The following is a 24,840-nucleotide window of genomic DNA, read 5'->3' as shown; positions in this document are numbered from 1 at the left end:
CCCGCGGACGCGCCGGCTAGGGCCTGCGCGAAGGACCTGGGCCCGGCCCCGCGCGGACGCCGGGTCAGGCGGCGCGCCCGACCTGCCCCGAGGAGCGAGTGCCCCGCCCGCTCGCCCTCGCACCCGCGGCCGCGCGGCGCCGGCGCGCCCTCGCCGCGCGCTCACCTGTCCCGAAGGACCTGTCCCGAGGCCGCTCTAGCCGGTCTGCGCGGCCGCGTGCTACCCTGCGGGCCGGAGTCATCGTTTTCGCAGTGAGCAACTCCCGCGAGAAACCGCTCGAGCCGACCGCCGCCGTCCAGCACTTCTCCCGCAGCTATCAGCGGCTCGGGCGGGTCAACCTGCGCGTCCTCGACGGCCCCGACCGCGGCAAGGAGTTCCACGTCGACCTGTCCGACCGGCGACTCATCACCGCCGGGCGCGACGCGGTCAACGACATCGTCCTGACCGACACCGCCGTCAGCGGCAACCACTTCCAGATCGCCGTCACCCCGCGCGGCCTGCTGCTCCGCGACCTCGACAGCACCAACGGCGTCCACGTCGGCGACGTGCGCGTGCGAGAGGTCTGGCTGACCGCGCAGACCGTGTTCCGCGCCGGGCAATCGACCTTCCGCCTGCTCGGCACCGACGACGTCCAGGTCGCGCTGCCGGCCATCGATCGCTTCGACGAGCTGTACGGGCGCAGCGCCGCCATGCGCGAGCTGTTCTCCACGCTCGAGCGCCTGGCCACCCGCGGCGATCGCCTGCGCGTGCTGATCGGCGGCGAGACCGGCACCGGCAAGGAGCTGGTCGCGCGGGCCCTGCACCACCGCTCGTCGCGGCAGGCCGGGCCGTTCGTCGTCCAGGACTGCACCTCGATCCCGCGCGAGCTCGCCGAGGCCATGCTGTTCGGCCACTGCAAGGGCGCCTTCACCGGGGCCGTCGGCGACCGCCCCGGCAGCTTCGAGGAGGCCGACGGCGGCACCATCTTCCTCGACGAGATCGGCGAGCTCCCGCTCGACCTGCAGGCCAAGCTGCTGCGCGTCATCCAGGAGGGCGAGGTCGTGCGGGTCGGCGAACGCAGCCCGCGCAAGGTCGACGTGCGGGTCCTGTGCGCCACCCACCGCGACCTGCGGGCGATGGTCGCCGAGGGTCGCTTCCGCCAGGACCTGTTCTTCCGCATCGCCGACGTGCGCGTCGAGGTGCCGAGCCTGCGCGAGCGCGAGGACGACGCGGTCCTGCTCGCCGAGCTGTTCCTCCGCCGCTGCGCCGGCGCGGGCGAGCCGCGGCGGCTGTCGCAGTCGGCCCGCGCCGCGCTTCAGGCCCACGCCTGGCCCGGCAACGTGCGCGAGCTGAAGAGCGTCATCGAGCGGGCCCACGTCATGGCCGACGGCCCCGAGATCACCGCCGACGATCTGTCGCTCGCGCCCGAGGTCAGCGCGCGGCGAGCCGTGGCCCACGACGGCCTGCTCCTGCTCCCGCACGACCGCGCGGTCGACGAGTTCGAGCGGCTCTACTTCACCAGCTTGCTCGCGCAGCACCCGACCAAGGCCAAGGCCGCGCGGGCCGCCGAGATGTCGGGCGAGGGCCTGCGACAGGCGCTCAAGCGGCTGCAGCTGCGCGGCTGACGTCGGCGCGCGATCTCGCCGCGTCCGGCGCCGGAGCCGTGTGAGGCCGATCCTCCGCGGCGACGGCCTCGACGTCGCCGCGGCCATACACGTGGCCCTCCGCGCACGATTGCTTGACAGGGGGCCGGGGTCCGCACCACGCTCCGCGCGATGCATCCTTGGCACGACATCTATGTCGACGAAGGCCAGCTCCCTCACGTACCGGCGGTGATCGAGGTCCCGCAGGGCAGCAAGAACAAGTACGAGGTCGACAAGGAGACCGGCTTCCTCCGCCTCGATCGCGTGCTGTTCAGCGCGGTGCACTACCCGGCCAACTACGGCTTCATCCCGCGCACCTACTGCGACGACGGCGACGCCCTCGACATCCTGGTCCTGCAGCAGAGCCCGGTCCACCCGCTCTGCATCGTCACGGCCCGCCCGATCGGCGTCATGCGCATGCGCGACGACAAGGGCATCGACGACAAGATCGTCGCGGTCAGCACCCACGATCCGTGGTTCAACGAATACACCGACCAGTCGCAGCTGCCGCACCACGTCATGCGCGAGGTCCGGCGCTTCTTCGAGGACTACAAGATCCTCGAGAACAAGACCGTCGTCATCGACGACATCCTCGGCACCGCCGAGGCGCTGGTCGTCATCCGCGAGGCCTTCGAGCTGTACAAGCGCCTGCGCCGCGGCGAGCTGCACAAGTAGTTTTCTCCAGAAGACATGTCCTTCGGGACATATCCTTTAAACAGAAACGAGGCGCTCGGGATCGCGGATCCGGGGCGCCTTCGCGCGTTCGTCCGCGAACGCGGGCATAGCCCTTCGCGCGCATCCCCGACGCCGGTGGGGCGTACGCCGGGCCCCTCGCGGCTCGCTGTCCGGCTCCTCCCGGACTGCACCACGACGCTCGAAGGTCTGCCTTCGCTTGCGAGCTGCCGGACAGGTCTGTTTCGCCAGCGAGGATCATGGCGACGAATCGTGGCACCGCGCGGTCCCGCGTCGATCGACCTCGATCCTCCGCTTGCGGGGGCCCGGCGAGGACTGCCGCGATTCGCCGACGACCTGGCACCGCCATGGTGCATCGCGGCAGTCGGCGCACGGTCCTCGCCGAGAAGGTGTCCTCGAAGCGCGACCACCTGTCCGATCGACCGGCCTCGTCCGAGTCGGCGCGCAGACCGTCGTCGCCGACGCGGCGCGCGCCGCTCGCTGGCCGTGCGAGCGCCCCGCGACCCCAGGACCTCCGACGGCCTGCGTAGGCCTCGCGCCGACATCGACCGGGACCACCGCCTCCGCTACCGTCTTTCGACTTGCAAGCATCTCCGGGCCAGGACACCGCCAGGGCCGTCGCCGCGCTGATCGGCGTGCAGCTCCTGTTCGGCACCCACTACAGCGCGGCGCGCGAGATCACGGCCTACCTCGACCCGATCGCGTGGACCACGATCCGCCAGTTCGGCGGCGCAGTGCTGCTCGTCGGCGTCGCCCTGATCCTGCGCAAGGCCTGGCCGCGGCGCGGCTGGGGCCTCCTCGCCGTGCTCGGCCTGCTCGGCGTGGTCCTCAACCAGCTGCTGTTCAACGCCGGCATCCAGCGCTCGACGGCCGTCCACGGCGCGCTCGTCATGGCCACCGTGCCGGCGCAGACGCTCGCGCTCGGGGTCCTGCTCGGCCAGGAGCGGCTCACCCGGCGCAAGCTCGTCAGCGTCGCGCTCGGGGTCGTCGGCATCGCCGCCCTGTTCGGCGTCGACCAGCTGGCCGTCGGGACAGGTGCCTGGCTGCGCACCCGCGACGGCGAGGTCGCGGCGCGCTTCAGCGACACCGTCCTGTGCGGCGACCTGCTGATCTGCGGCAACGCCGGCGCCTACTCGCTGTTCATCGCCCTGTCGAAGCGCGTCTCGGAGACCACCGACCCGCTGATCCTGTCGGCCGCGATCTACGCCTGCTCGCTGCCGATGATCGCGGTCGTCGGCCTGCCCGCGGTCGTCGCCATCGACCTCGCCGCCGTGCCGGGCCACGTCTGGCTGCTCGGCGCGCTCGTCATCGTCGGCCCGACCGCCCTCGCCTACATCCTCAACCTCTACGCCCTGCGGCGCCTGCCGACCTCGCTGGTCGGCCTGTTCATCAACGTCCAGTTCATCGTCGCCGCCACGACCGCCGCGCTGTGGCACGGCGAGCGCCTCGACGACCGCACCGTCATCGCCGCGGCGGCGGTGCTGCTCGGCCTGTCGCTGCGCTTCGTGCCCGAGCGGGGCGCGCAGGCGAGCTGAACTCCGGGACATGCCCCGGGGCGCATGTCTCCTGAGCCATGTCCTCTTGAGCATGTCCCCGAGGGCATGTCCCGAACTCCGCGTCGCGCTCGCGTCCGCGCGTCGGGGCCCTGAATTGGACGGGGGCGGCCCGAGCACCATTGCCCGGGCCGCCCTTGGTGCGCCTCGTCCAAAAACTGTCGGCTCGCTCAGGGCGTGGCGTCGGTCACCGCTTGGCGAGCACCCGCGACGGGCGCGGGCGGGCCGGGACGCGGTCGCGCACGCACAGACGGGCGGCATTGCGACGAGCTGTCCACGGGGTCAGGTCGGGGTTGCTGGCGCCGGCTTCGCGCGGCGGCGTGGCGGGGCGGGCCACCGCGGGGCTGTGCTCGAGCCCCGGAGACTCCTGGCCCGGGCGGCCGCGCCAGGGCTTGCGCTTGCCCTTGCGGCCGTTCGCGCTAGCGGGCTCGGCCTTGGCGGCGGCCTCGTTGCGGCGGGCCAGGTACTTGGCGACGGCGATCGAGCGATGGCACTCGCCGAGGGGGGCGGCGTGGCGTTGCCGGGGAAATTTCGGACCCCGGGTCTGCCGGAGGGAGGGGCGGCTCCGAGCGTGTTGCTCGGGCCGGCGAGCGAGCGGAGCGGCTGAGGGGCCCGCGCAGTGTTGCCCAGAATCTTGGGGGGCAGCGGCGGCTTCTCGTTCGCATCGGCTGTTTCATGGAGCAGCTTCCATGGTGACGCCGCGGTCGATTCCGCGAGCGGCTGTACGGCCGGACTATATGCACACTGGTTCGCTTTCGGTACTCGGAAAGCGCAGGCCGTCGCCGACCCCGCCGACACCGACCGCCGGGCCTGCCGAGAGCCCTCGCCTCCGGTGGACTCCCATGGCTCCCGAGGCGCGCTACCGTGCCCTGAAGGCACGAATTCGCCACGATTGGATCTGTGGATAAATCTGCCAGCAGAGATCGGTTTCGTCCCTCGGACAACTGTCACATTGAAGTTTTTGTAAGGGGCAACACAATCAAGTCAGCAGCAGACGGCGCGCCTGCGCTCGTCCGTGCGAGGCGTGCAGCGGCTCACGGTGGATCACTCCCTCCTCCGGATCACCGACGGGGTGTCGCGGGCTGCGGGGCCTCCGCCAATGCGAGCGAGAACTCGAGCTCGGCCCGCGACACCGCGGCCGTGACGACGCGGGCCCGGTAGTCGACGCCGAGGATCTCGAACTCGATCGCGTCGGCGACCGACTCGCTGACCGCGAAGGTCTGACGGCCGAGTCCGGAGAACCACACCGCGGCGCGCACCCGCAGCGAGCCCGTGACCTCCTCGAGCGTGCCGTCGGCGACGTCCACCGCCAGGTCCCGCCGCCGCGGGCCGCGACCTTCGGCGTGCCGCCGAAGCTGAGGCGAGCGCAGGTGCCCTCGGTGCTCCACGCGTGGACCTTGAGCGGCCGCTCGCCGGCCCGCCAGTCGACGCCGGCCACCAGCTCGCCGCGCGGGTCGGGGGCGCCGTCGCGGTTGTAGCGGGCGGGGATCTGGCCGCTCGCCATGGCCCGGTTGGCCAGCGCCGCCGCGACGCCGCCGGACATCCGCAGGCCGACCAGGCGCGCGTCGCTGCCCGCGGGGCGAGCTGTCCCCGGGGACAGGGCCGCGGCCGGCAGCGCCGCGTGGGCCCACAGCTCGAGATCGGCGGCCCCGCTCTTCAGCTCGATCTTCGTCAGCGGGACGTCGCCGAGGTCGATCTCGACGTCGACCAGGTCACCTGTCCCTTGGAGCAGGCCGTCGCGGATCTGCGGCCAGCGCCCGCCGACCAGCTCGCGCAGGAAGGTCTCGGCCAGCGCCTCGACCTGCTCGCGGCCGACCAGCGCGCGCGGCCCCGGGCACGATCGACAGCAGGAACTCGGCGAACCGCTTGCGCTCGGCCGGCGGCATGCTCGGCCTCACCTCGCGCAGGTCGGCCGCGCCGAGGCGCAGGCGCACGCTGCCCGCCTGCGGGTCGAGGCGCGGCGCGACCACGGCGTCGAGCTCGAGCGCGGTGACCGGCTTGCCCTGACTGGTGAGGGCCACGGTCACGCGCGCGCCCACGCTCCCGGCCGGAGCCGGACGGAACGCGACGCTGCGGATCGCCACCGCCAGCGCGCCGAGATCGACCGGACCGAGGTCGGGCAGCGGCAGCCGCACTTGCGGCAGGCCGGTCAACGAGCGCTGCACGCTCTGGCTCAGGGTCGCGTACGGCACGGCCAGCGCCAGGTGAGGTCCGGGAGCGACGGCGCGGCGGGTGAACGCCTCGCGATCGGACCGCACCTTGCTGCACACCGAGCTCGCGCAGCCGACGGGCGCGAGCAGCAGCGGGAGCAGCGGGGCGAGGACGAGGAGGACGCCGGGGGCGGGACGAGCGCGCATGTGGCCCCAGTCTAGCGGGCTCGGCGGGTATAGTGGCGCGGTGTCGATCGGCAGCGTCCTCGTCCTCCTCGTCGCCCTCGGAGTCGTGGCCCTCGACGTCGCCGTCGCCTCGCCGTGGACCGGCCTCATCATCGTGTTCGGCATGGCCGCGGTGACCCTCGCGGTCGCCGAGGAGGTCCGGCAGATGATCTTCGCCCGCCGCAAGGCCGCCGCCGGCATGGACGGCGTGCTGTGGTTCGAGGTCTCCCTGCTGCTGGCCCTGCTCGGCTTCCTGCTCGCGCGCACCCTCGCGCTCACCGGCCAGTTCGGCGGCACCCTCGAGGCCAGCGGGCTGCGGGCGCTCGAGACCTACGACCTCGTGTTCGCCACCCTCGCCGCGGTCGCCGGCGGCCTCGTGATCGCCCCCGAGCGCACGGGACATGTCCTATTGAACATGTCTCAGCGGCCAGCCATGATGCTGATCGGCAGCTTCGCGGCGATGATCATGGTGGGCAGCCTGCTCCTCACCCTGCCGGTGTCGCTGACCGAGGCCGCCCACACCTCGTTCGTCGACTCCCTGTTCACCATGGCCAGCGCGGTGTGCGTCACCGGCTTGACCGTCAACGACGTGCCGACCGTCTACACCCCGTTCGGTCAGGGCGTCATCCTCGCCGGCATCCAGCTCGGCGGCGTCGGCATCATGACCATCGCCGCGCTCGCGCTCGCGTTCAGCAACAACAGCTCGCTCCAGAGCCAGCTGCGCTACGCCGCCATGCTCGACGCCCGCACCGTCGCCGACCTGCGCAAGATCGTCGTCGGCATCCTCGCCGGCACCTTCGTCGTCGAGGCCGTCGGCGCGCTGCTGCTGTGGTCCCTGCTCGTCGGCGACCCGCGGCTCGGCGAGCACTCCGCGGTCTGGATGGCCGTGTTCCACTCGATCTCCGCCTTCTGCAACGCCGGCTTCTCGCTGTTCCCCGGCAGCATCACCCAGTTCGCCGGCGAGTTCGGGCTGCAGACCGTGATCATGGGCCTTATCATCCTCGGCGGCCTCGGCTTCCCCGTCATGGTCGAGCTGGTGCGCCACGGCTGGCGTCGCCTGGTCCGCCTGGTGAAGCCCTCGGCGCCCGCGCCCGCGCGGCTGTCGCTGACCACCCGCGTGGTCCTGTCGATGACCCTCGCGCTGATCGTCGGCGGCACCGTCGCCATCTACGCGCTCGAGTTCTCGAACGCGCTGGTGCCCGCCTCCGAGCAGGGCTTCGGCCGCCGCTTCATGGCCGCCCTGTTCGCCTCGGTCAACACCCGCACCGCCGGCTTCAACTCCTACGACATGGGCGTCCTGCGCGACGCGACGATCCTCGTCACCTGCGCCCTGATGTTCATCGGCGGTTCGCCGGCCTCGACCGCCGGCGGCATCAAGACCACCACCCTCGCCACCGTCGTCGCCGCCCTGCGCGCCGAGCTGCGCGGCCGCGAACCCGAGCTCGGCGGCCGCGCGATCGCCCCCGAGGTCCTGCGCAAGGCGACCGCGGTCCTCGTGATGATGAGCGGCCTCGCCTTGGCGATCATCCTCCTGCTGACCCTCACCGAGGATCAGCCGTTCCTCAAGCTCTCGCTCGAGGCCATCTCGGCGCTGGCGACCGTCGGCCTGTCGACCGGCATCACCGGCTCGCTGACCGTCGCCGGGAAGCTCATCGTCACCGGCGCGATGTTCCTCGGCCGCGTCGGGCCCTTCACGATCGCCCTCGCCGTCGGCGAGAGCGCCGCGACGCAGCCGCGCTACCGCCTCGCCCGCGAGGACCTCCCGGTCGGCTGACAAGCTCTTCGCCGAGGCGTCCCCGCCTCGGGCTCTTCACGTCCCTCGCCCCGAGCGAGCCGCCTCCTCGGCGAACCGCCCGAGCAAGCCCACACCGGTTCACCCGTCACGAGGACGCCCACGCGCGCTCTCCACACATCCGCGAACTGATTTTCGCACGTCTTCGCGGGTCGTCGAAGCCCGTGCGCGCGGGCCTGCGGACGCCGATATAGTGACCGGGTGTCGATCGGCAGCTTGATCGTCCTCGTCGTCGCCGTCGCCGCCGTCGCGCTCGACGTCGCCGTCGCCTCGCCCTGGACGGGGCTCCTCGTCGTGCTCGGCATGGGCATCGTCACCCTCGCGGTCGCCGAGCAGGTGCGGCAGATGATCGCCGCGCGGCGCAAGACCGCCGACGTCGGCGGCGTGCTGTGGTTCGAGGTCACCCTCTTCCTCGCGCTGCTCGGCTTCCTCGTCGCCCGCGCCTTCATCCTCGGCGACGCCTTCGACGGGCCGCTGAGCGCGCGTCGCCTGGCGGCCGCCGAGACCTACGACCTCGTCTTCACCACCCTGGCCGCCCTCGCCGGCGCCCTGGTGATCGCCCCCGAGCGCACCGGACGTGTCTTATTGAACATGTCCCAGCGGCCAGCCATGATGTTGATCGGCAGCTTCGCCGCGCTGATCTCGCTCGGCAGCCTGCTCCTGACCTTGCCGGTGTCGCTGACCGACGCCGCCCACACCTCCTTCGTCGACTCCCTGTTCACCATGGCCAGCGCGGTGTGCGTCACCGGCCTCGCGGTCAACGACCTCGGCGCGACCTACAGCCTGTTCGGCCAGGGCGTCATCCTCACCGGCGTCCAGCTCGGCGGCATCGGCATCATGACCATCGCCGCGCTCGCGCTCGCGTTCAGCAACAACAGCTCGCTCCAGAGCCAGCTGCGCTACGCCGCCATGCTCGACGCCCGCACCGTCGCCGACCTGCGCAAGATCGTCGTCGGCATCCTCGCCGGCACCTTCGTCGTCGAGGCGATCGGCGCCTTCCTGCTGTGGCTCATGCTGGTCGGCGATCCGCGGATCGGCGACGCCCCGGCGCTGTGGACCGCCGTGTTCCACGCGGTCTCGTCGTTCTGCAACGCCGGCTTCGCGCTGTTCCCCGGGGGCATGGGCGCGTTCGTCGGCGATCTCGGCGTCCAGGTCGTCGTCATGACCCTGATGCTGCTCGGCGGCCTCGGCTTCCCCGTCATGGTCGAGCTCGTGCGCCACGGCTGGCGCCGCCTCGTCCGCCTCGTCAAAAAGGCCGCCCCGCCGCCGCCGCGGCTGTCGCTGGCCACCCGCGTGGTGCTGTCGACGACCCTGGCGCTGATCGTCGCCGGCACCGCGGCCGTGCTCGCGCTCGAGTTCGGGTCGGGGCTTTCGCCCGCGGGCGAGCACGGGATCTTCCACCGCCTGTGGTCGGCGCTGTTCATCTCCGCCAACACCCGCAGCGGCGGGCTCGACACCGTCGGCGTCGGCGGCATGCGCGACGCCACGCTGCTGGTGCTGTGCGTACTCATGTTCATCGGCGGCGCCCCGGCCTCGACCGCGGGCGGGATCAAGACCACCACCTTCGCCACCGTCGTCGCCACCCTGCGCGCGGAGCTGCGCGGCCGCGAGCCGGAGCTCGGCGGTCGCGCCCTCGCCCCCGAGGTCGTGCGCAAGGCCACCGCCGTCCTGGTGATGATGAGCGGCCTGCTCATGGCCTTCGTCCTCCTGCTCAGCCTCACCGAGGACCTGCCGTTCCTCCACGTCGCCTTCGAGGCCGTGTCGGCGCTCGCCACCGTGGGCCTGTCGACCGGGATCACCAGCTTCTTCTCGGTCGCCGGCAAGCTGCTCCTCACCGCCGCGATGTTCCTCGGCCGCGTCGGCCCCTTCACGATCGCCCTCGCGGTCGCCGACCAGGCCGCCACGCGCTCGCGCCACCGCCTCGCCCGCGAGGACCTCCCGGTCGGGTAAGCTGTCGCCATGGCACAGAGCCGCTACCTCATCATCGGCCTCGGGCGCTTCGGCGCCGCCCTGGCCGAATCGCTCGCCGAGCAGGGCGCCGAAGTCATCGCCGTCGACCGCGACATGGCCATGGTCGACGCCGTCAAGCAGAAGGTCGCCTACGCGATCGAGCTCGACGCCACCGACCCGCAGGCGCTGCTGTCCATCGACCCGCTGAAGTGCCGCGCCGCCATCGTCGCCATCGGCGAGAACTTCGAGGCGACCGTGCTCACCCTCGCCGCCCTCAAGGAGGTCGGCGTGCGCGACATCGTCGCCCGCTCCCGCTCCGCCCGCGAGTCGCGGATCCTCCAGGCCGTCGGCGCCACCCAGGTCATCGAGCTCGAGTACGAGATGGGCCGCACCTTCGGCAAGCGCCTGATCGGCGGCGCCGAGGCCCAAGCCGCGCTCGGCCAGGCGCTCAAGGCGTAAACGTTCATCCTGCCCGATCGGGCATGTCTCCTCGGACATTGCTCTTCGGGCATGCTCTGCAGGACATGCTCGTACGCGCAGGCGGTGCGCCGCGTCCCGGCGCTTGAACGACCAGCGGCCCGACGCCGGAGCGGCGGGCCGCGCGAGGGGCGTTGAGGAGCCGCCCCCGGTCTTCGACTCATTCACGCGGTCATCGCGGCGACGCCGGCGACGCTCGCGGACTGACGCGGCGAGGTGTCACCGATGCCGGGGCGCGCGCCCGCGTCGCGGATCCAGCGGATATTGTGCTTGATGATGCGCCGCTTGAGCGCGTGCCGGGTGATACCGAGCAGCTTGGCTGCTTCGACGATGCTGCCCGCGGTGTGCAGGGCGGTCTCGCAGAGGAGGCGTTCGGCGGCGGTGAGGTTGAAGTTGTCGAGGACGATCTGCATGACGACAACCTAGAACACCCGCTTGATCCAACGGAGAGCAAGCGCGCGGCGCCGGGACAGCGACCGGCTTGTGTTTCGTGCGTCGCGCTGCATGTGGCCGCGTACTCGTGGGGACCCGCGGAGACACGCGCGCAGGCGAGCGCGCCGCGCGGCGGACCGCACAAACACCGTCGAGAACAGCGTCTGCCTCGCGCCGCGTCGGTCGGCGACCGCCACTGCAGCGACGACGACATCATGGCGATCGGCGAATGACGACGTGATCCGATCCGGATCGACGTCGCCGATCGGCCGACGAGGACTCCCGGCACGACCGCGGCGCGGCCCGCTCTCGGCGCGGCGAACGAGGCGCCGTCGTCGGCTCCTCGAGGTCGTCGCTCACGCCGTCGGCGACTCGGCGGCGGTCGGCTCGTCGCACGCCGGCTGCCGGCTCGCGTTGCGGCGGATCAACACCGCCAGCGCCGCCCCGCCGACCACCTCGCCGTACCACAGGGTGCAGGCGCGGATGAGGATCGTCGACGCCAGCGCGATCGGCTGCGTCACCCCGTGGGCCAGCCGCGCCACCAACACGGCCAGCGAGCCCTCCGTCGCGCCGAGCCCGCCCGGCAAGAAGCTCAGCGCGCCGATCAGCGTCGTCGTCGCCCACAAGAAGGTGCAGAGAGCCAGGCTCGCCTCGACCCCGAGGAAGCCGTGCAGGATCAGCCAGTAACCGACGCACTCGAGCCCCCACCCGGCCACGCTGATCACGCTCAGGACCGCCAGCGATCGCAGGCGCAGCACCGCCGCGCTGCTGTCGACGAGACCCTCGGCGCGCGCGACCAGGCCGCGCAGCTTCGGCAGCCGGCCGAGCAGCGCGAGCAGCCCGCGACACAGCCGCGGGCTGCCGAGCACCACCACGCCGGCGACCACCAGCGCGAGCGTGACGAGCGCGACCGGCAGGTACTCGCGGTGCTCGGCGATGCCGACCAGGCTGAGCACCACCAGCGCCACCAGGTCGGTGAGACGATCGGCGACCACCACCGGCGCGGTGCGGGTGAACGGCACGCCGTCGGTCTCGCGCAGCAAGTAGCTGCGCAGCACCTCGCCGATCTTGCCCGGCGTCACCGACATGCTGAGGCCGGCGAGGTAGACGAGCAGCGAGCGGCCGTAGGTCAGCTCCGGCGCCGCACCCGGCCCGGCGTCGCGGACCCCGAGCCAGCCCAGGCACAGCTCCCACTTCAAGAACCGCAGCAGGTAGTTGACGCTCGACAGCCCGAGCGCCGCCAGCACCATCGACCATGTATAATCGGACATGGCCTCTTGGACACGTCCGGCGTCCACCCACAGCACCGCCGCCGCGTAGACCAGCACGCCGAGCGCGACGCCGACGAGGGCGCGGCGGACGAAGCGGCTCACGCGAGCTCCGGGGGGCGCTTGGGCATGGGCGGCGAGGATAGCGGCCCCGGCGGGCGAGACAAGACCGGGCGAGCGGCGGGCGCCGACTTGCGCGCGGGCGGCGAGGCGGGCAGCATCGCGGCGATGACCAGCGGAGGCAACGACGAGGTGCTGTGGCTCGGGCGCGCCCGGGCGTCCGGAGCGGCAGGTGCGCGGACGGTGCGAGTGCGGACGCGCGGCGCTGCGCCCGGCCCGGACGACATCGCCGAGGAGATCGACGATCCGTTCGCCGACGACGACGGCGACCCGTGGCAGCGCGCAAAGGCGGCGACCGCGGGCGCGAAGACGTCGGTGGCCGCGCTGGGGCTGCTCGCGCCGGTGCGCCCCAGCAAGGTGATCTGCGTCGGCCGCAACTTCCGCGCCCACGCGGCCGAGCTCGGCAACGAGGTCCCCACCGAGCCGCTGCTGTTCTTCAAGCCGCCGAGCTGCATCGTCCCGTCGGGCCAGGCGGTGGCGCTGCCCCGCGGCTACGAGCGCATCGACATGGAGAGCGAGTTGGTCGTGGTCGTCGGCCGCAAGGCCAGCCACGTCGCCGCCGAGCGGGCCTTCGAGCACGTCGCCGGCTACGCCGTCGGCAACGACGTCTCGAACCGCGACCTGCAGAAGCGCGACAAGCAGTGGACCCGCGCCAAGGGCTTCGACGGCTTCGGCCCGCTCGCCAGCTGGATCCGCCTCACCCCGCCGGGCTTCGCCCCGCCGGCAGGCGCCCGGATCCGCGGCTGGCTCAACGGACAGGCGAAACAATCCGCCCCGCTCGCCGACATGGTGTTCGACGTCCCGTATCTGTTCGCCTACATCAGCGCCTGTATGACGCTGATGCCCGGCGACCTGATCTTCACCGGCACGCCCGAGGGGGTCGCGGCGCTGCAGCCGGGCGACTCGGCGCAGGTCGCCCTCGACGGCTTCGAGCTGGCCCCTCTGGTCACGCCGTTCACCTGAGCCTCAGCGCTTGCCGGGGCCGGACAGCGACGCGATCTGCTCGCAGGTCAGCTTGCAGGTCTCGCGGTCGGTCTTGCGCAGGGTGGTGTCCGTGTAGCAGTCGTCGAGGCAGGCCGACAGCTGCTCGAGCGTCGCCGGCGCGGGCGCGTTGACGACGCGCTCGATCCGTCGCGCGCACGACTGCAAGCAGGCGTCGCGGCCGGTCCCGCGGTTGTGGCAGGCCGCCATGCAGCGCGACGCCTTCACCACGCCGCCGTCGTGCTCCCGCTCGCGTTCACGCTTCGAGACCGACGGCGCCGTGCTCGGCGCCCGCGCGGCATCTTCGGCCGCATCGGCGCGCGGCGCGGCGACGAAGGGGACGAGCAGCAATGCCAGGAGCGTTGCGGTAATCGATGCAGTTCGCATATCTCGGGGGTAGCGCGGGTGCTGTGTGCCGCAATGCGACTCACAGCACGGAGCGCCGAAATCACCGCGGACGAGCGTCCGAGAGCCTTCACAAGGCCGCGCTCGATTGTGCACACGCCGCGCGCGCCGACGAATCGCCCCTGGTGAAGGGCCGCGGCCGCGACGACAGCAATTATCGAGCCACCTCGACTGTGATCATTGCACGATCGCGGCCTGACGACCCCAACGCGCGGCCGCCGGCCCGACTCGCGCGGCGCTCGCGGGACGAGTCCCGTCAATCGCCGCGCGCTCGCTTTCATCGCGGCCTCATGGCCCGACGCGCCGGCCCGACTCGCGCGGCGCTCGTGGGACGAGTCCCGTCAATCGCCGCGCGCTCGCTTTCGTCGACTGCCATCAATCGGCGGCGTCGAGCGCGGCCAGGTGCGCGCGCGAATACGCCAGCGCCTCGGCGTGGTCGCGGCGCAGCGCCCACTCGGCCGACACCACCGCGGACGCGGCCCAGCGCTCGCTCGCGTGCTCGGCGAGGCCGGGCCATGAGACCCCGCCGGCCGCCGCGAAGCGCCCCAGCAGCCGCTCCAGCGCATCACGGCCGAAGCAGCCGACGATCAGCGCCAGGTCGATCGACGGGTCGTCGACGCGCGCCTCCGTCCAGTCGAGCACCCCGATCACGCGCGCGTCGTCGGCGAGCAGCAGGTGGCCCGGGTGCAGGTCGCCGTGGACGAGCGCCGCGTGCGTGGGCCACAGCGCGTCGTTCTCGAGCCACCGGTGCCAGCGCGCCCACATCCGCGGCGACGGCTGCAGCGCCTCGCGCGTGGCCGCCATCGCCGCCGCGAGCTGGGCCCGCGCCGCCGCGATCGTCGCCGTCGGCACCCCCTGCGCCGCCGCCGACGCCGGCGCGATCGCCTGCAACGCGGCCAGGGTGCGCGCCAGCGACTCGATGAACCCGGGCGAAGGCGCCGCCGGATCGACGATGTTCCACTGCGGCCCGGCGGCCGTGACCGTGACCGCCGGGACGCCGGCGATCCGCGGATACGCGATGACCTCGGGCGCGTGGATCTGCCAGTCCGGCACCGCCACCGGCAGGCGCGGGCCCACCAGCGCCAGCACCCGCGCCTCCACGCGCGCCGCGGCGACCACGTCGGGTCGCCGCGGCGCTCGCACGATCCACGGCGCGCCGGCAGCGTCGGTCGCGTGCGCGACCACGAAGTCGAGGCCCATGGTCTCGAGCTCGGCGCCGGCGGCCGTCAGCGCGTGTCCCTGACGGCGGGCGCGCGCCAGCAGCTCAGCCACGGTCGTGGGCGCGGGGTGGAACGATTCGGCGGAGGGGTCGAGCGAGGAATCTACATAGGACTTTTCAGACATGTGCGAACATTCCTGTGCTCTCGGACAGGCGGTCCGACGAGCGCGAGGAGGCCGCGCGAGGCGTGAGCCGGCCGCGATCGGGCCGAGGTACGCGCGGTCCTCCGGGTGGACGGGAGGGTGAAGCGCGACCACGCCGCGACGCCGACGCACGCGCCCGAGCCGGCGCGCACGCGGGCGGCGGCGGGGCTCAGCGGAAGCGGATCGACGCGACCATGCGCCGAGCTTCGCACCACGGCGGCGACCCGCGCAAGGGCCCCCGCAGCCCGCAGCGGCTCATGCAGGCCCGCGGCGGCCCGTGGCGCGCCCGAGGACGGGCTGGGGCGCCCCGCCATCGGCCGGCCTCATGCGGCGGAGCGCGCGGCGGAGGCGGCGCTGGGGCGCCGGTCGCGTGGCCGTCGCCTGCGCGATTGGAGTAGTCTCGCGCGGCTGTGACCGCTCCTGCCCGCACCTCCGCCTCCTCCGCGCTGTTCGCCGTCGCGATCGGGCTCGGCGCGTTCCTGCTGTTCCTCGTGCAGTTCATCCTCGGCAAGCAGTTGCTCCCGTGGTTCGGCGGCGCGCCGGCGGTGTGGACCACCTGCATGCTGTTCTTCCAGCTGCTGCTGCTCGGCGGCTACGGCTACGCCCACCTGCTGGCCGATCGCTTCACCCCGGCGCGTCAGCGCGACATCCACCTCGCCGCGCTCGCGCTCGCCGCGGTGCTCCTGCTGGTGCGGGCCTTCGTGTGGCCGGCCCCGATCAGCCCCTCGGACGCCTGGAAACCTGACCCCGAGGCCAGCCCGATCCTCGCCATCCTCGGCCTCCTCGCCTTCACCGTCGGCCTGCCCTTCCTCGTCCTCGCCGCCACCGGGCCGCTGCTGCAGAGCTGGTTCTCGCGCGTGCGCCCCGGCGTCTCCCCGTATCGCCTGTACGCGCTGTCGAACCTCGGCTCGCTGCTCGGCATGTTCTCGTACCCGTTCGCGCTCGAGCCCGCGCTGCCGATCGCCGGCCAGGGCTGGGTGTGGTCGATCGGCTTCTTCGTGTTCGCGGTCGCCTGTGGCGCCTGCGCCGTGCTCGCCGGCGCCGCCCCTGCGCTCGCCAAGCCTTCGGGACATGTCGCAACGGTCAGCAAGCCCACGGCCGGGCGGCGCCTGCTTTGGTTCGCGCTGGCGACCATCCCGTCGACCATGCTGCTGGCGACCACCAGCCAGATCAGCCAGGAGGTCGCGGTCATCCCGTTCCTGTGGATGCTGCCGCTCGCGCTCTACCTGCTGAGCTTCATCCTCTGCTTCGAGTACGAGCGCAGCTACGTCCGCGCGCTGTGGCTGCCGCTTCTGGTCCTCGGGGCCGGCGGAGCCACCTACGCCCTGTTCGCCGGCGTCTACGCCGGCATGGTCCTGCAGCTCGTCATCTACCTCGTCACCTTGCTGGCCTACTGCATGGTCTGCCACGGCGAGCTGGTGCGGCAGAAACCTGACCCGAAGTACCTGACGCAGTTCTACCTGATCGTCTCGGCCGGCGGCGCGGCCGGCGGCATCTTCACGGGCGTGGTCGCGCCGCTCCTGTTCCCCGAGTTCTGGGAGCTGCCGATCGCGCTGTTCGTCGGCTTCGTCCTGGCGATGTACGTGCTGTACCGCGGCGCCTGGCCGCAGCGCCTGTGGCTGGCGGCGCTGTCGGCCTTCGGCGTGCTCGTCGGCTCGTTGGGCCTCGCGGGGGCGCTCGTCTATCACATGCGCGAGCAGCTCGACGACAACATGTTCGTCACGCGGAACTTCTTCGGCGTGCTGCGGGTCGACCGCGCCAGCGGCGGCAACCTGGCGTACACGCGCCTGCGCCACGGCCGGATCACCCACGGCATCCAGTTCGAGAGCGAGCCGCTGAGCTCCGCGCCGACCAGCTACTACGGGCAGACCAGCGGCGTCGGCCTCGCGGTCGAGAAGCACCCGCGGCGGCTCGCAGGCGAGCGCCTGCACATCGGCGTCGTCGGCCTCGGCGCCGGCACCATGGCGACCTACGGGCGGGCGGGCGACCGCGTGCGCTTCTACGAGATCAACCCGGCCGTGGTCGCGCTGTCGACCGGCGACGAGCCCTACTTCACCTACTTGCAGCAGTGCGAGGGCGAGGTCGCCGTCGTGATCGGCGACGCCCGCGTCGCGCTCGAGCGCGAGCAGCCGCAGGGCTTCGACGTGCTCGCCATCGACGCGTTCAGCAGCGACTCGATCCCCGCGCACCTGCTCACCGTCGAGGCCGTCGAGCTCTACTTCCGCCACCTGCGCGAGGGCGGCATCCTCGCGGTCCACATCTCGAACCGCTACCTCGACCTCGACCCCGTCGTGCGCGGCATCGGCGAGAAGCTCGGCCTCCAGGTCGAGTACGTCGAGGACCTCGAGAACGACGAGGTCGTGTGGCAGAGCGACTGGATGCTGCTCGCCCGCCGCGAGAGCGACATGAACAGCCCCGACCTCGTGAACGCGCTCGCGCCCAAGGTCGACCCCGACGCGCCCTATCCGCTGTGGACCGACGCGTACAGCAACCTGCTGCAGGTGCTGAAGCGTTGATCGCCGCTATCATTCGGTGAACACGCGGGCCGCCCGACAATCCGCGCGGCCTGCGATACGCACGGCGCCGATTCGCGCGTACGGCACGACATCGCGCATTCGAATGATCCGCACGGGATAAGCCACAAATGACATAAGGCGCGTTCGCACGGGCGCCCGTCCGCGCGTGAATAGGGCCTGGGGGCCGGCGTCGCAGCGGCCCCCCGAACAACGTCTATCTGCGGTCGGGCTCGCTCCTGCGCATTCGCGGGGCCGCCGCGGTTGACGAGAGGAAGAAAGCCATGCAAAAGCTCCACCCCATGAAATGGCTTACGCGTCATGTGCCGTCGCTGATCGCGGCGGTCACGGTCGTCGCCGGCGCCGCGCTCGTCGCTCGCGCCGAAGAGCCCGCCGCCGTCGCCGGCGTCGCGGCCGACGCTGCGAAGATCCGCCAACTCGTGTTCGACATGGAGAAGGCGTTCGAGCAGGTCCACGACTACACCACCACCATGTACAAGCAAGAGCGCGTCAAGGGACGCCTCATGCCGCGCGAAGAGATCCAGGTCAAGTTCCGCAAGCCACTCGGCCTCTACCTCAAGTGGACGGGCGAGGTGAACCAGACCCGCGAGGTCATCTACGTCAAGGGCTGGAACGACGACAAGATCCGCGCCCACAAGGGCTCGTTCCCCGACATGACCGTCAACCTGAAGCCCGACTCGAGCATGGCCATGCAGGGCAACCGCCACATGATCACCGAGGCCCACTTCGGCCACGCGATCGGCGTCATCGCCCGCGACGCGCGGCTCAGCGAGTCGCGCCCGCAGGACGGGGTCTACTACCTCGACCTCGGCGAGAAGGTCGTCCACGGCGCCCGCAGCCGCTGCATCGAGGCCCGCACCCCCGCGGGCGGCGTGTTCAGCGTCTACTACGCCGCTCGCGCGAAGGTCTGCTTCGATCTGAAGACCAAGATGCCGACGCGGATCCAGGTGTGGGACGCCGACGGCGACCTGCTCGAGGACTACGGCTTCCAGGACACCAAGCTCAACGTCGGTCTGTCCGACGTCGACTTCGATCCGGAGAACGGCGAGTACAACTTCTGATCCGACGATTCAGCCGGAGGCGCCTGGGCCTCCGGCTGTCTTATGAGACATGTGCTGACAATCAGGGCCGAACGAACAGCGCGCCGCTGTATACCCACGGCGCCTCGATGTCGGCGTATTGGAGCGCGTCGCCCAGATACGGCACGAGGTGCTTCGGCGTGATCCATACCTCGACGCGATACACGCCCGGGCCCGGCGCCTCGACCTCGATCTGCCCGCTCGTCCAGGTCATCAGCTCCTGCCGCTCGTCGGCGGTGGCCCGGTAGAGCACCCCGGACCTCCGGCGCCTCCGGACCCTGCGGGCTGCGCGGGTCGAGCGTCGGCAGGGAGGCTCGCAGCGTCAGCGGGCCCCCGCCCAGCGACACCTCGGCGCCCATCTCGACCACCGCCGCACCCTCGCCGTGGAAGTCGAACCCGACCGGAGTGCCGAGCGACTCGAACACGATGTGGTTGTTGCCGGCGCGGAGCGCCGCCTTGACCGCCTTGGGCGTCAGCTCGGCGGTGCGGATGCGGTTGTTGAACCACCGGATCATGCGGCGATACGAGTCGCCGCGCTCGCCGTCGGTGGCGATGCTGTCGAACACGTTCTGGTGCGCGTCCGTGCCGCCCGAGATCGTCAGCCGCTGCGTCTGCCCGAGCGTCTCGAGCGCCACGATCGACGGCTCGTTGGGCAGCAGGAACGCCAGCGTCGCCAGGTCGGGCTGCCGGCCCGGCTGCAGGAAGAACGGGATGATCGCGGCGAAGTAGCCGTCGTCCTCGAGCCCGAGATCCTCCATGCGAATGTCAGGGTCGAGGTTCGCGTGCAGCTGGTACATCTCGATGCCGTCGAGGCCGAGCGTCGCCAGCTCGGCGACGTCGCGCCCCTCCGTGTGCGCCACCCAGGCCAGCGCCCCGGCCTCCTTGATCGCCGCGAACGCGGCCGGCGAGCTCGTGCCGTACACGTCGGTCACGTGCTTCTCGAGCCCGAACGGCATCATCTCGCCGCTCTCGATCCCCGGCATCACCAGGACCTTGTGGCCGTCCGGACACTTCAACCACGCCGCGATCGGCGTCCCGCCGTCGCCCAGGATCGGCTCGTCCATCTCGCGCATCAGCAGCAGCTCCTCGTAGGCCGCCTCGCTCGCGTGCGCCGGGTGGTCGCTCAGCATCGCCACGTCGATCCGCGGGACGCACAGCCCCACCCGCAGATCCGCCAGGCAATCCTCGTCGGGCACCCCGTTCGGCTGCGGATCGCCGTCGCAGGCGTCGTGCGAGTGATGCGAGTGCAGGTGCATGATGGCCCGCACCTCGCGGAGCCCGCGGACGGCGCCGCAACCGGAGATGTCCGGCTGGCCCTTGTCCCACGCGATCGGCGTGTCCGGCGGCGACGTCTCGCCGCATCCGCCCTCGACCCCGGTCGTGCCGGTCGTGGTGTCGTCCATCGTGGTGGTCGGCGCCGTCGTGGTCGGCTCGGTCGTGCCCACGCTCGTCGCGGTCGTCGTCGTGGTGCTGCCCGTCGTCGTCCCGCTCGACGTCTCGCTCGCCGTGCCCGTCTCGTTCCCCGAGCCGGTACAGGCCCCGATCAGCAGCGCTCCGCTCACGATGCTCGCCCACTTGCGCATGGTCGCCTCCAAGATCTCCCGGCACCGTATCACGATCCCGGAACCGGCCACCGTCTCCTCCGGGCACGCGGCCGTGCGCCGACTCCTGTCCCGAGCCGCCTTCACCTCGCGCTCGCGTGTGATCCCCGCGAATCAGGGGTACGTCGACCATCGACTCGCCCCGAGTGTCGCGGCCTGCGCGACCTGACTTGGAAAGCCGACCGTCGACTCGGCCGCTCACCGCGGCCTGCAAGCCAACTTTCGGACATGACCTGAAGGACATCCGAGACAACGGGCATGTCCCCGAGCCACCTCATTCTTGCACGCCATGGCGAACCGCCGAGTCTCCGCCGGAACGTCGCGGCGTAGCGAACAGACCCGACCGCTCCCAGCCGACGATGCTCTTCCTGAGCGCATCACCGCGGCCTTCATCGACTCGGCACGCCTTCCCGCCGGCCATGGCTCAGGACGGCTCACCAGGCCCGACCGCTCCCAGCCGACGACGACCCGCCTCTGGTCGCATCACCATGGCCTCCGTCGACGCGGCACGCCTGCCCGCCGGCGATGGCTCAAAGCAACTCACCAGGCCCGACCGCTCGCAGCGATGACTGCCCCGAGCGCATCACCGCGGCCTCCATCGACCGGCAAGTTAGCCCGCCTGCCATGGCACTGAGCGACTCACCGCCTCCTGCACTCGGCTCGCCTATCTCCCGGTCGGAACCACGGAGAGCCCGTCGCTCCCGGCGCACTTCGCCGGTCGAGCTCACGACCTCCAGTTCGTCACTCGTTCTGCCAACTCGCAGCGCTCCGAGCACGACGTCGAGGATCGCCTCCCGTCAGGCCGTCGCCGCGAGCGAACCAGCGCGTCGCCGCGCCACGCAGAGGCCGCCGCGCCCGCAAACAGGTCCGAAGGGACAGCCGTCGTCTGTTCACCCCACGCACTTCCAGGCGACCGCTCCATGACGAAAGCCGAGCACGCCAGTGACCCCGGCGGCGCACTGCCCGGCCTCGTGGCGAGGTGACGCCGCCGGGCTGCGCGGTGTAGTCTCTGGTGCCATGTCTGCCCTGGTCCCTCGCTCCGCCCTCGCCCTCGCCCTCGTCCTCTCCGCTTGCGGGGGCGACACCAAGACGGCTCCCAAGACCGACGAGAAGAAGGTCGAGGCCAAGGCCGAGGCCAAGGAGGAGCCTGCGACCGACGCGGCGAAGAAACCGCGCCCGCGCGCTCCGGCCAGCGAGAAGTCGCGGGTCGCCGATCCCAAGGGCCGCGTCGTCGTCGTCGGCTCCCTCAACGGAGACCTCGCCGCCACCAAGGCCGCCCTCAAGACGGCCGGCGCGATCGACGACGCCGGCAAGTGGACCGGTGGTGACCTCGTCGTCGTCCAGCTCGGCAATCAGTTCGGCAACAACAAGGACGAGAAGGCCACGCTCGCCCTCCTCGACGACCTCGCCGCTCAGGCCCAGGCCGCCGGCGGCGCGCTCTATCGGCTGACTGGCGAGAACGAGATCCTCAACGTCGCCCTCAACTTCAAGGACATCGTCCACGCCCAGGGCTTCAAGGACTACGCCAAGGAGAAGAGCGACGACCCCCGGGTCGAGAGCCTGCCGGCCAACCAGCGCGGTCGCGCCGCGGTGTTCGCCTCCGGCGGCCCCGTGGCCAAGAAGCTGTCGGAGCAGAAGCTGATCCTCGTCGCCGGCGACAGCGCCTTCGCCCACGCCGGCCTGCTCGGCGAGCACATTCAGAAGGGCATCGACAACATCAACGACGAGAGCACGAAGTGGATGCTCGGGGAGATCGCCATGATGCCGGACATGCTCGCTGCGCCCGGCCCGGCGCGGACCCTCGCCTCCGCGGCAACGAGCCCGCCTGCGAGGTCGTCGAGCAGGCCGTCACCGATTTGGCCGTGAAGCGCCTCGTCATCGCCCGACCTGCCGCCGAGAAGATCGACGCCGTCATGTGCGACGGCAAACTCGTCCGCGTGGGAGCCGCAGCCGGCGACGCCAGCGGCCCGGCGGAGGTCCTCGAGATCTCCGGCGGCGCCGTGAAGTTCGTGCCGGTCGCCAAGTGATCGACGGCGCAGGCCTGCACAAGACACGCCGAAGATGGCGGCTACCGAGCCGCCGCGGCCTGCCGCGAGGTGGCGAATCCAGTTTCGTCGCATGGCCTGGGCCCGCCCCGCCAAAGGCTCGGCAGCCACAGGCCGGCTCGTTCGGCCTGTGAGCTCTCGAGAAAGCCCCTTGTCCCACGGCCCGGACGTCCTCCACGTCCGCCGCGGATGGGCAGCTGGCAGCCGCAGGCCCTGTGAGCACTCGAGAAGAGCCTTCGTCTCATGCCCTGGGCCTCGACCGCGAACCTCCTGGCCGCAAGCCACCAGCGGCACCGCGTCTGCGACATGCCGAAGAGGGAACCCAGCAGCCACAGATCGCCACGTCCCGCCCGCGACAATGACCCCTCGGCAGGACCCCGGCTCTTCTTCTCGCGGCAAAGTGGACCGCGAGCCAACCGCAGCTGCGGCCCAGAGAGGGCCGGGCGACAGTTGCAGATATCGGCGCGTTCTGCCCGCGCGAACGACCGCCTGCAGCTCTACTTCTCGCGGCGAGCCGAGGGTGGCCCGGGAGCCCACCGCAGGCGTGGCCTCGACGCGACCAGAGCGCCGCCGCGGCCGCGCGCGACCCAAATAAAAAAGCCCCCTTCTTACGAAGGGGGCATAGCGCTGGCGGCGTCCTACTCTCCCACAGGGTCTCCCCTGCAGTACCATCGGCGCTGGAAGTCTTAACGACCGAGTTCGGGATGGGATCGGGTGTGGCCCTTCCGCTATAGCCACCAGCAAAACTTGTCGACGAGCGGCGAGGAGAGGTGACGGCGGAGCCGTCGAATCGCCTCGCAAGAGATCGTGCTGTGAAGTGAGCTCCGATTTGGAGCGGGCCATTACGGCCTTTGTGCAGGTGTCGCTCGGAACCTCGGACTGCAAACCGCCACACGGGACGGTGCCCAAGGTCAAGCCGAACGGTCGATTAGTACCGGTTAGCTCCGCGCGTCGCCGCGCTTCCACACCCGGCCTATTAACGTCGTCGTCTACGACGGACCTTCAGGGAATCCTCATCTTGTGGTTGGCTTCCCGCTTAGATGCTTTCAGCGGTTATCCGTTCCAGACATGGCTACCCGGCGATGCTCTTGGCAAAACAACCGGAACACCAGGGGTCTGTCCATCCCGGTCCTCTCGTACTAGGGACAGCTCCACTTCAAGATTCCTGCGCCCACGGCAGATAGGGACCAAACTGTCTCACGACGTTTTGAACCCAGCTCGCGTACCGCTTTAATTGGCGAACAGCCAAACCCTTGGGACCTACTACAGCCCCAGGATGCGATGAGCCGACATCGAGGTGCCAAACCACGCCGTCGATGTGAACTCTTGGGCGTGATAAGCCTGTTATCCCCGGAGTACCTTTTATCCGTTGAGCGATGGCCCTTCCATTCAGAACCACCGGATCACTAAGGCCCACTTTCGTGCCTGCTCCTCTTGTATGAGTCGCAGTCAAGCTCCCTTATGCCTTTACACTCTTCGGCTGGTTTCCAATCAGCCTGAGGGAACCTTTGCGCGCCTCCGTTACTCTTTCGGAGGTGACCGCCCCAGTCAAACTACCCACCAGGCAGTGTCCCGGACCAGGCTCACTGGTCACGGTTAGGCTTTCAGACTTCTCAGGGTGGTATTTCAACGTTGGCTCCGTGGAACCTAGCGGCCCCACATCATAGCCTCCCACCTATCCTACACAGACAAGTCCGAAAACCAGTGCCAAGCTGCAGTAAAGGTTCACGGGGTCTTTCCGTCTTGCCGCGGGTACGGGGCATCTTCACCCCGATTTCAATTTCGCTGAGTCCCGGGTCGAGACAGTGGGGAAGTCGTTACGCCATTCGTGCAGGACGGAACTTACCCGCCAAGGAATTTCGCTACCTTAGGACCGTTATAGTTACGGCCGCCGTTTACCGGGGCTTCGATTCGATGCTTCGCTTGCGCTGACATCTCCTGTTAACCTTCCGGCACCGGGCAGGCGTCAGACCCTATACGTCGTCTTGCGACTTCGCAGAGTCCTGTGTTTTTGGTAAACAGTCGCTACCCCCGATTCTCTGCAACCCCCAAAGGCTCATGGCGCGAGGCCCGTCACCCTCAAGGGCACACCTTCTCCCGAAGTTACGGTGTCAATTTGCCGAGTTCCTTAACCCGAGTTCTCTCAAGCGCCTTGGGATGTTCTCCCCACCCACCTGTGTCGGTTTACGGTACGGTCAGCACAGCGGTACACTTGTACGATGCTTTTCTTGGAAGCTTGGACTCACCGAGTTGTCCGCCTTGCGGCGACCCTCATCACCTCTCGGCGTTGCCCGCGCGTTTGTGGCCAGATGCCTCCTACGCGAGCCGCCTACCGGCTTGAACGACCATCCATCAGGTCGCTCGGCTATCCTCCTCCGTCCCACCTTACAAAACCATCCGTGCTGGTGCAGGAATATTCGCCTGCTTCCCATCGACTACGCATTTCTGCCTCGCCTTAGGGACCGACTAACCCTGAGAAGATGATCTTTACCCAGGAACCCTCGGGTTTACGGCGACCGGGTTTTTCACCCGGTTTATCGCTACTCATGCC

19 protein-coding genes and 2 rRNA genes (1 of these 21 running past the window's edge) are annotated in these 24,840 nt (G+C 70.6%); 11 read left to right on the top strand and 10 right to left on the bottom strand.

Annotated elements, in window-relative coordinates; translation table 11 throughout:
* Window positions 1-251: 251 nt before the first annotated feature.
* The 3 genes from OV079_RS04710 (at window position 252) to OV079_RS04700 (ending at window position 3,850) form a co-directional block, all read left to right on the top strand.
* A complete protein-coding gene (locus OV079_RS04710; protein WP_267766490.1) occupies window positions 252-1,604 on the top strand; it encodes a sigma 54-interacting transcriptional regulator in 1,353 nt (450 codons plus the stop codon).
* Between the two features lie 150 nt (window positions 1,605-1,754).
* Window positions 1,755-2,297, top strand: coding sequence for an inorganic diphosphatase (locus OV079_RS04705; RefSeq protein ID WP_096332178.1), 543 nt, complete (start codon window positions 1,755-1,757; stop codon window positions 2,295-2,297).
* Between the two features lie 599 nt (window positions 2,298-2,896).
* Entirely contained in the window at window positions 2,897-3,850 is a 954-nt protein-coding gene (locus OV079_RS04700) for a DMT family transporter (protein WP_267766489.1), read from the top strand.
* 205 nt (window positions 3,851-4,055) lie between these two features.
* Here OV079_RS04700 and OV079_RS04695 read toward each other — a convergent pair whose 3' ends face one another.
* The 3 genes from OV079_RS04695 to OV079_RS04685 form a co-directional block, all read right to left on the bottom strand.
* Complete coding sequence (locus OV079_RS04695) at window positions 4,056-4,205, bottom strand: hypothetical protein (protein ID WP_267766488.1); 150 nt, start codon at window positions 4,203-4,205, stop codon at window positions 4,056-4,058.
* Window positions 4,206-4,929: 724 nt separating this feature from the next.
* Window positions 4,930-5,175 (bottom strand): hypothetical protein, encoded by a 246-nt coding sequence (locus OV079_RS04690; protein ID WP_267766487.1) that lies wholly within the window; start codon window positions 5,173-5,175, stop codon window positions 4,930-4,932.
* 405 nt (window positions 5,176-5,580) lie between these two features.
* Window positions 5,581-6,225 (bottom strand): hypothetical protein, encoded by a 645-nt coding sequence (locus tag OV079_RS04685; RefSeq protein ID WP_267766486.1) that lies wholly within the window; start codon window positions 6,223-6,225, stop codon window positions 5,581-5,583.
* A gap of 40 nt (window positions 6,226-6,265) precedes the next feature.
* On the opposite strand from OV079_RS04685, the gene OV079_RS04680 reads away from it, so the two are divergent.
* The 3 genes from OV079_RS04680 to OV079_RS04670 all read left to right on the top strand — a co-directional run bounded on the left by OV079_RS04680 (window position 6,266) and on the right by OV079_RS04670 (window position 10,444).
* The gene (locus OV079_RS04680; protein ID WP_267766485.1) at window positions 6,266-8,017 is read left to right on the top strand and encodes a TrkH family potassium uptake protein; all 1,752 of its coding nucleotides are present in this window, start codon (window positions 6,266-6,268) and stop codon (window positions 8,015-8,017) included.
* 219 nt (window positions 8,018-8,236) lie between these two features.
* A complete protein-coding gene (locus OV079_RS04675) occupies window positions 8,237-9,985 on the top strand; it encodes a TrkH family potassium uptake protein (protein WP_267766484.1) in 1,749 nt (582 codons plus the stop codon).
* A gap of 9 nt (window positions 9,986-9,994) precedes the next feature.
* A complete protein-coding gene (locus tag OV079_RS04670; RefSeq protein ID WP_267766483.1) occupies window positions 9,995-10,444 on the top strand; it encodes a potassium channel family protein in 450 nt (149 codons plus the stop codon).
* 182 nt (window positions 10,445-10,626) lie between these two features.
* Here OV079_RS04670 and OV079_RS04665 read toward each other — a convergent pair whose 3' ends face one another.
* Together OV079_RS04665 and OV079_RS04660 are read right to left on the bottom strand one after the other, a co-directional pair.
* Window positions 10,627-10,875 (bottom strand): helix-turn-helix domain-containing protein, encoded by a 249-nt coding sequence (locus OV079_RS04665; protein WP_267702265.1) that lies wholly within the window; start codon window positions 10,873-10,875, stop codon window positions 10,627-10,629.
* 375 nt (window positions 10,876-11,250) lie between these two features.
* The gene (locus tag OV079_RS04660) at window positions 11,251-12,267 is read right to left on the bottom strand and encodes a lysylphosphatidylglycerol synthase transmembrane domain-containing protein (RefSeq protein ID WP_267766482.1); all 1,017 of its coding nucleotides are present in this window, start codon (window positions 12,265-12,267) and stop codon (window positions 11,251-11,253) included.
* Between the two features lie 123 nt (window positions 12,268-12,390).
* Here OV079_RS04660 and OV079_RS04655 point away from each other — a divergent pair, with 123 nt between their 5' ends.
* Window positions 12,391-13,245 carry a fumarylacetoacetate hydrolase family protein gene (locus tag OV079_RS04655; protein WP_267766481.1) on the top strand — a complete coding sequence of 285 codons (855 nt, stop codon included), beginning with the start codon at window positions 12,391-12,393 and terminating at the stop codon, window positions 13,243-13,245.
* A gap of 3 nt (window positions 13,246-13,248) precedes the next feature.
* Here OV079_RS04655 and OV079_RS04650 read toward each other — a convergent pair whose 3' ends face one another.
* Both OV079_RS04650 and OV079_RS04645 read right to left on the bottom strand, forming a co-directional pair.
* On the bottom strand, window positions 13,249-13,614 hold the full coding sequence (locus OV079_RS04650) for a hypothetical protein (protein WP_267766474.1): 366 nt from the start codon (window positions 13,612-13,614) through the stop codon (window positions 13,249-13,251).
* Between the two features lie 429 nt (window positions 13,615-14,043).
* Window positions 14,044-15,012, bottom strand: coding sequence for a macrolide 2'-phosphotransferase (locus OV079_RS04645; protein WP_267766473.1), 969 nt, complete (start codon window positions 15,010-15,012; stop codon window positions 14,044-14,046).
* A 428-nt stretch (window positions 15,013-15,440) separates the two neighbouring features.
* On the opposite strand from OV079_RS04645, the gene OV079_RS55580 reads away from it, so the two are divergent.
* Together OV079_RS55580 and OV079_RS04635 are read left to right on the top strand one after the other, a co-directional pair.
* The gene (locus tag OV079_RS55580) at window positions 15,441-17,546 is read left to right on the top strand and encodes a fused MFS/spermidine synthase (RefSeq protein WP_267766471.1); all 2,106 of its coding nucleotides are present in this window, start codon (window positions 15,441-15,443) and stop codon (window positions 17,544-17,546) included.
* A 299-nt stretch (window positions 17,547-17,845) separates the two neighbouring features.
* Window positions 17,846-18,625, top strand: coding sequence for a DUF1571 domain-containing protein (locus OV079_RS04635; protein WP_267766470.1), 780 nt, complete (start codon window positions 17,846-17,848; stop codon window positions 18,623-18,625).
* Here the strand turns inward: OV079_RS04635 and OV079_RS04630 are convergent.
* A complete protein-coding gene (locus tag OV079_RS04630; protein ID WP_267766468.1) occupies window positions 18,544-20,226 on the bottom strand; it encodes a CehA/McbA family metallohydrolase domain-containing protein in 1,683 nt (560 codons plus the stop codon). The two genes, OV079_RS04635 and OV079_RS04630, sit on opposite strands and share 82 nt — an antisense overlap.
* Window positions 20,227-21,261: 1,035 nt before the next feature.
* Between OV079_RS04630 and OV079_RS04625 the strand changes: the two genes are divergently transcribed.
* Together OV079_RS04625 and OV079_RS04620 are read left to right on the top strand one after the other, a co-directional pair.
* Entirely contained in the window at window positions 21,262-22,110 is an 849-nt protein-coding gene (locus OV079_RS04625; protein WP_267766467.1) for a calcineurin, read from the top strand.
* Entirely contained in the window at window positions 22,107-22,271 is a 165-nt protein-coding gene (locus OV079_RS04620) for a hypothetical protein (RefSeq protein ID WP_267766466.1), read from the top strand. Before OV079_RS04625 ends, OV079_RS04620 begins: the two co-directional genes overlap by 4 nt.
* Before the next feature lie 643 nt (window positions 22,272-22,914).
* Here OV079_RS04620 and rrf read toward each other — a convergent pair.
* Window positions 22,915-23,031, bottom strand: a 5S ribosomal RNA gene (rrf, locus tag OV079_RS04615).
* Window positions 23,032-23,196: 165 nt separating this feature from the next.
* Window positions 23,197-24,840 (bottom strand): 23S ribosomal RNA (locus OV079_RS04610) (it continues 1,299 nt past the right edge of the window).

This window comes from Nannocystis pusilla (genome assembly GCF_026626665.1).
GTDB lineage: Bacteria > Myxococcota_A > Polyangia > Nannocystales > Nannocystaceae > Nannocystis > Nannocystis pusilla.
Note: the sequence above shows the minus strand (reverse complement) of the source record. Positions and strands in the feature narration are given on the sequence as shown.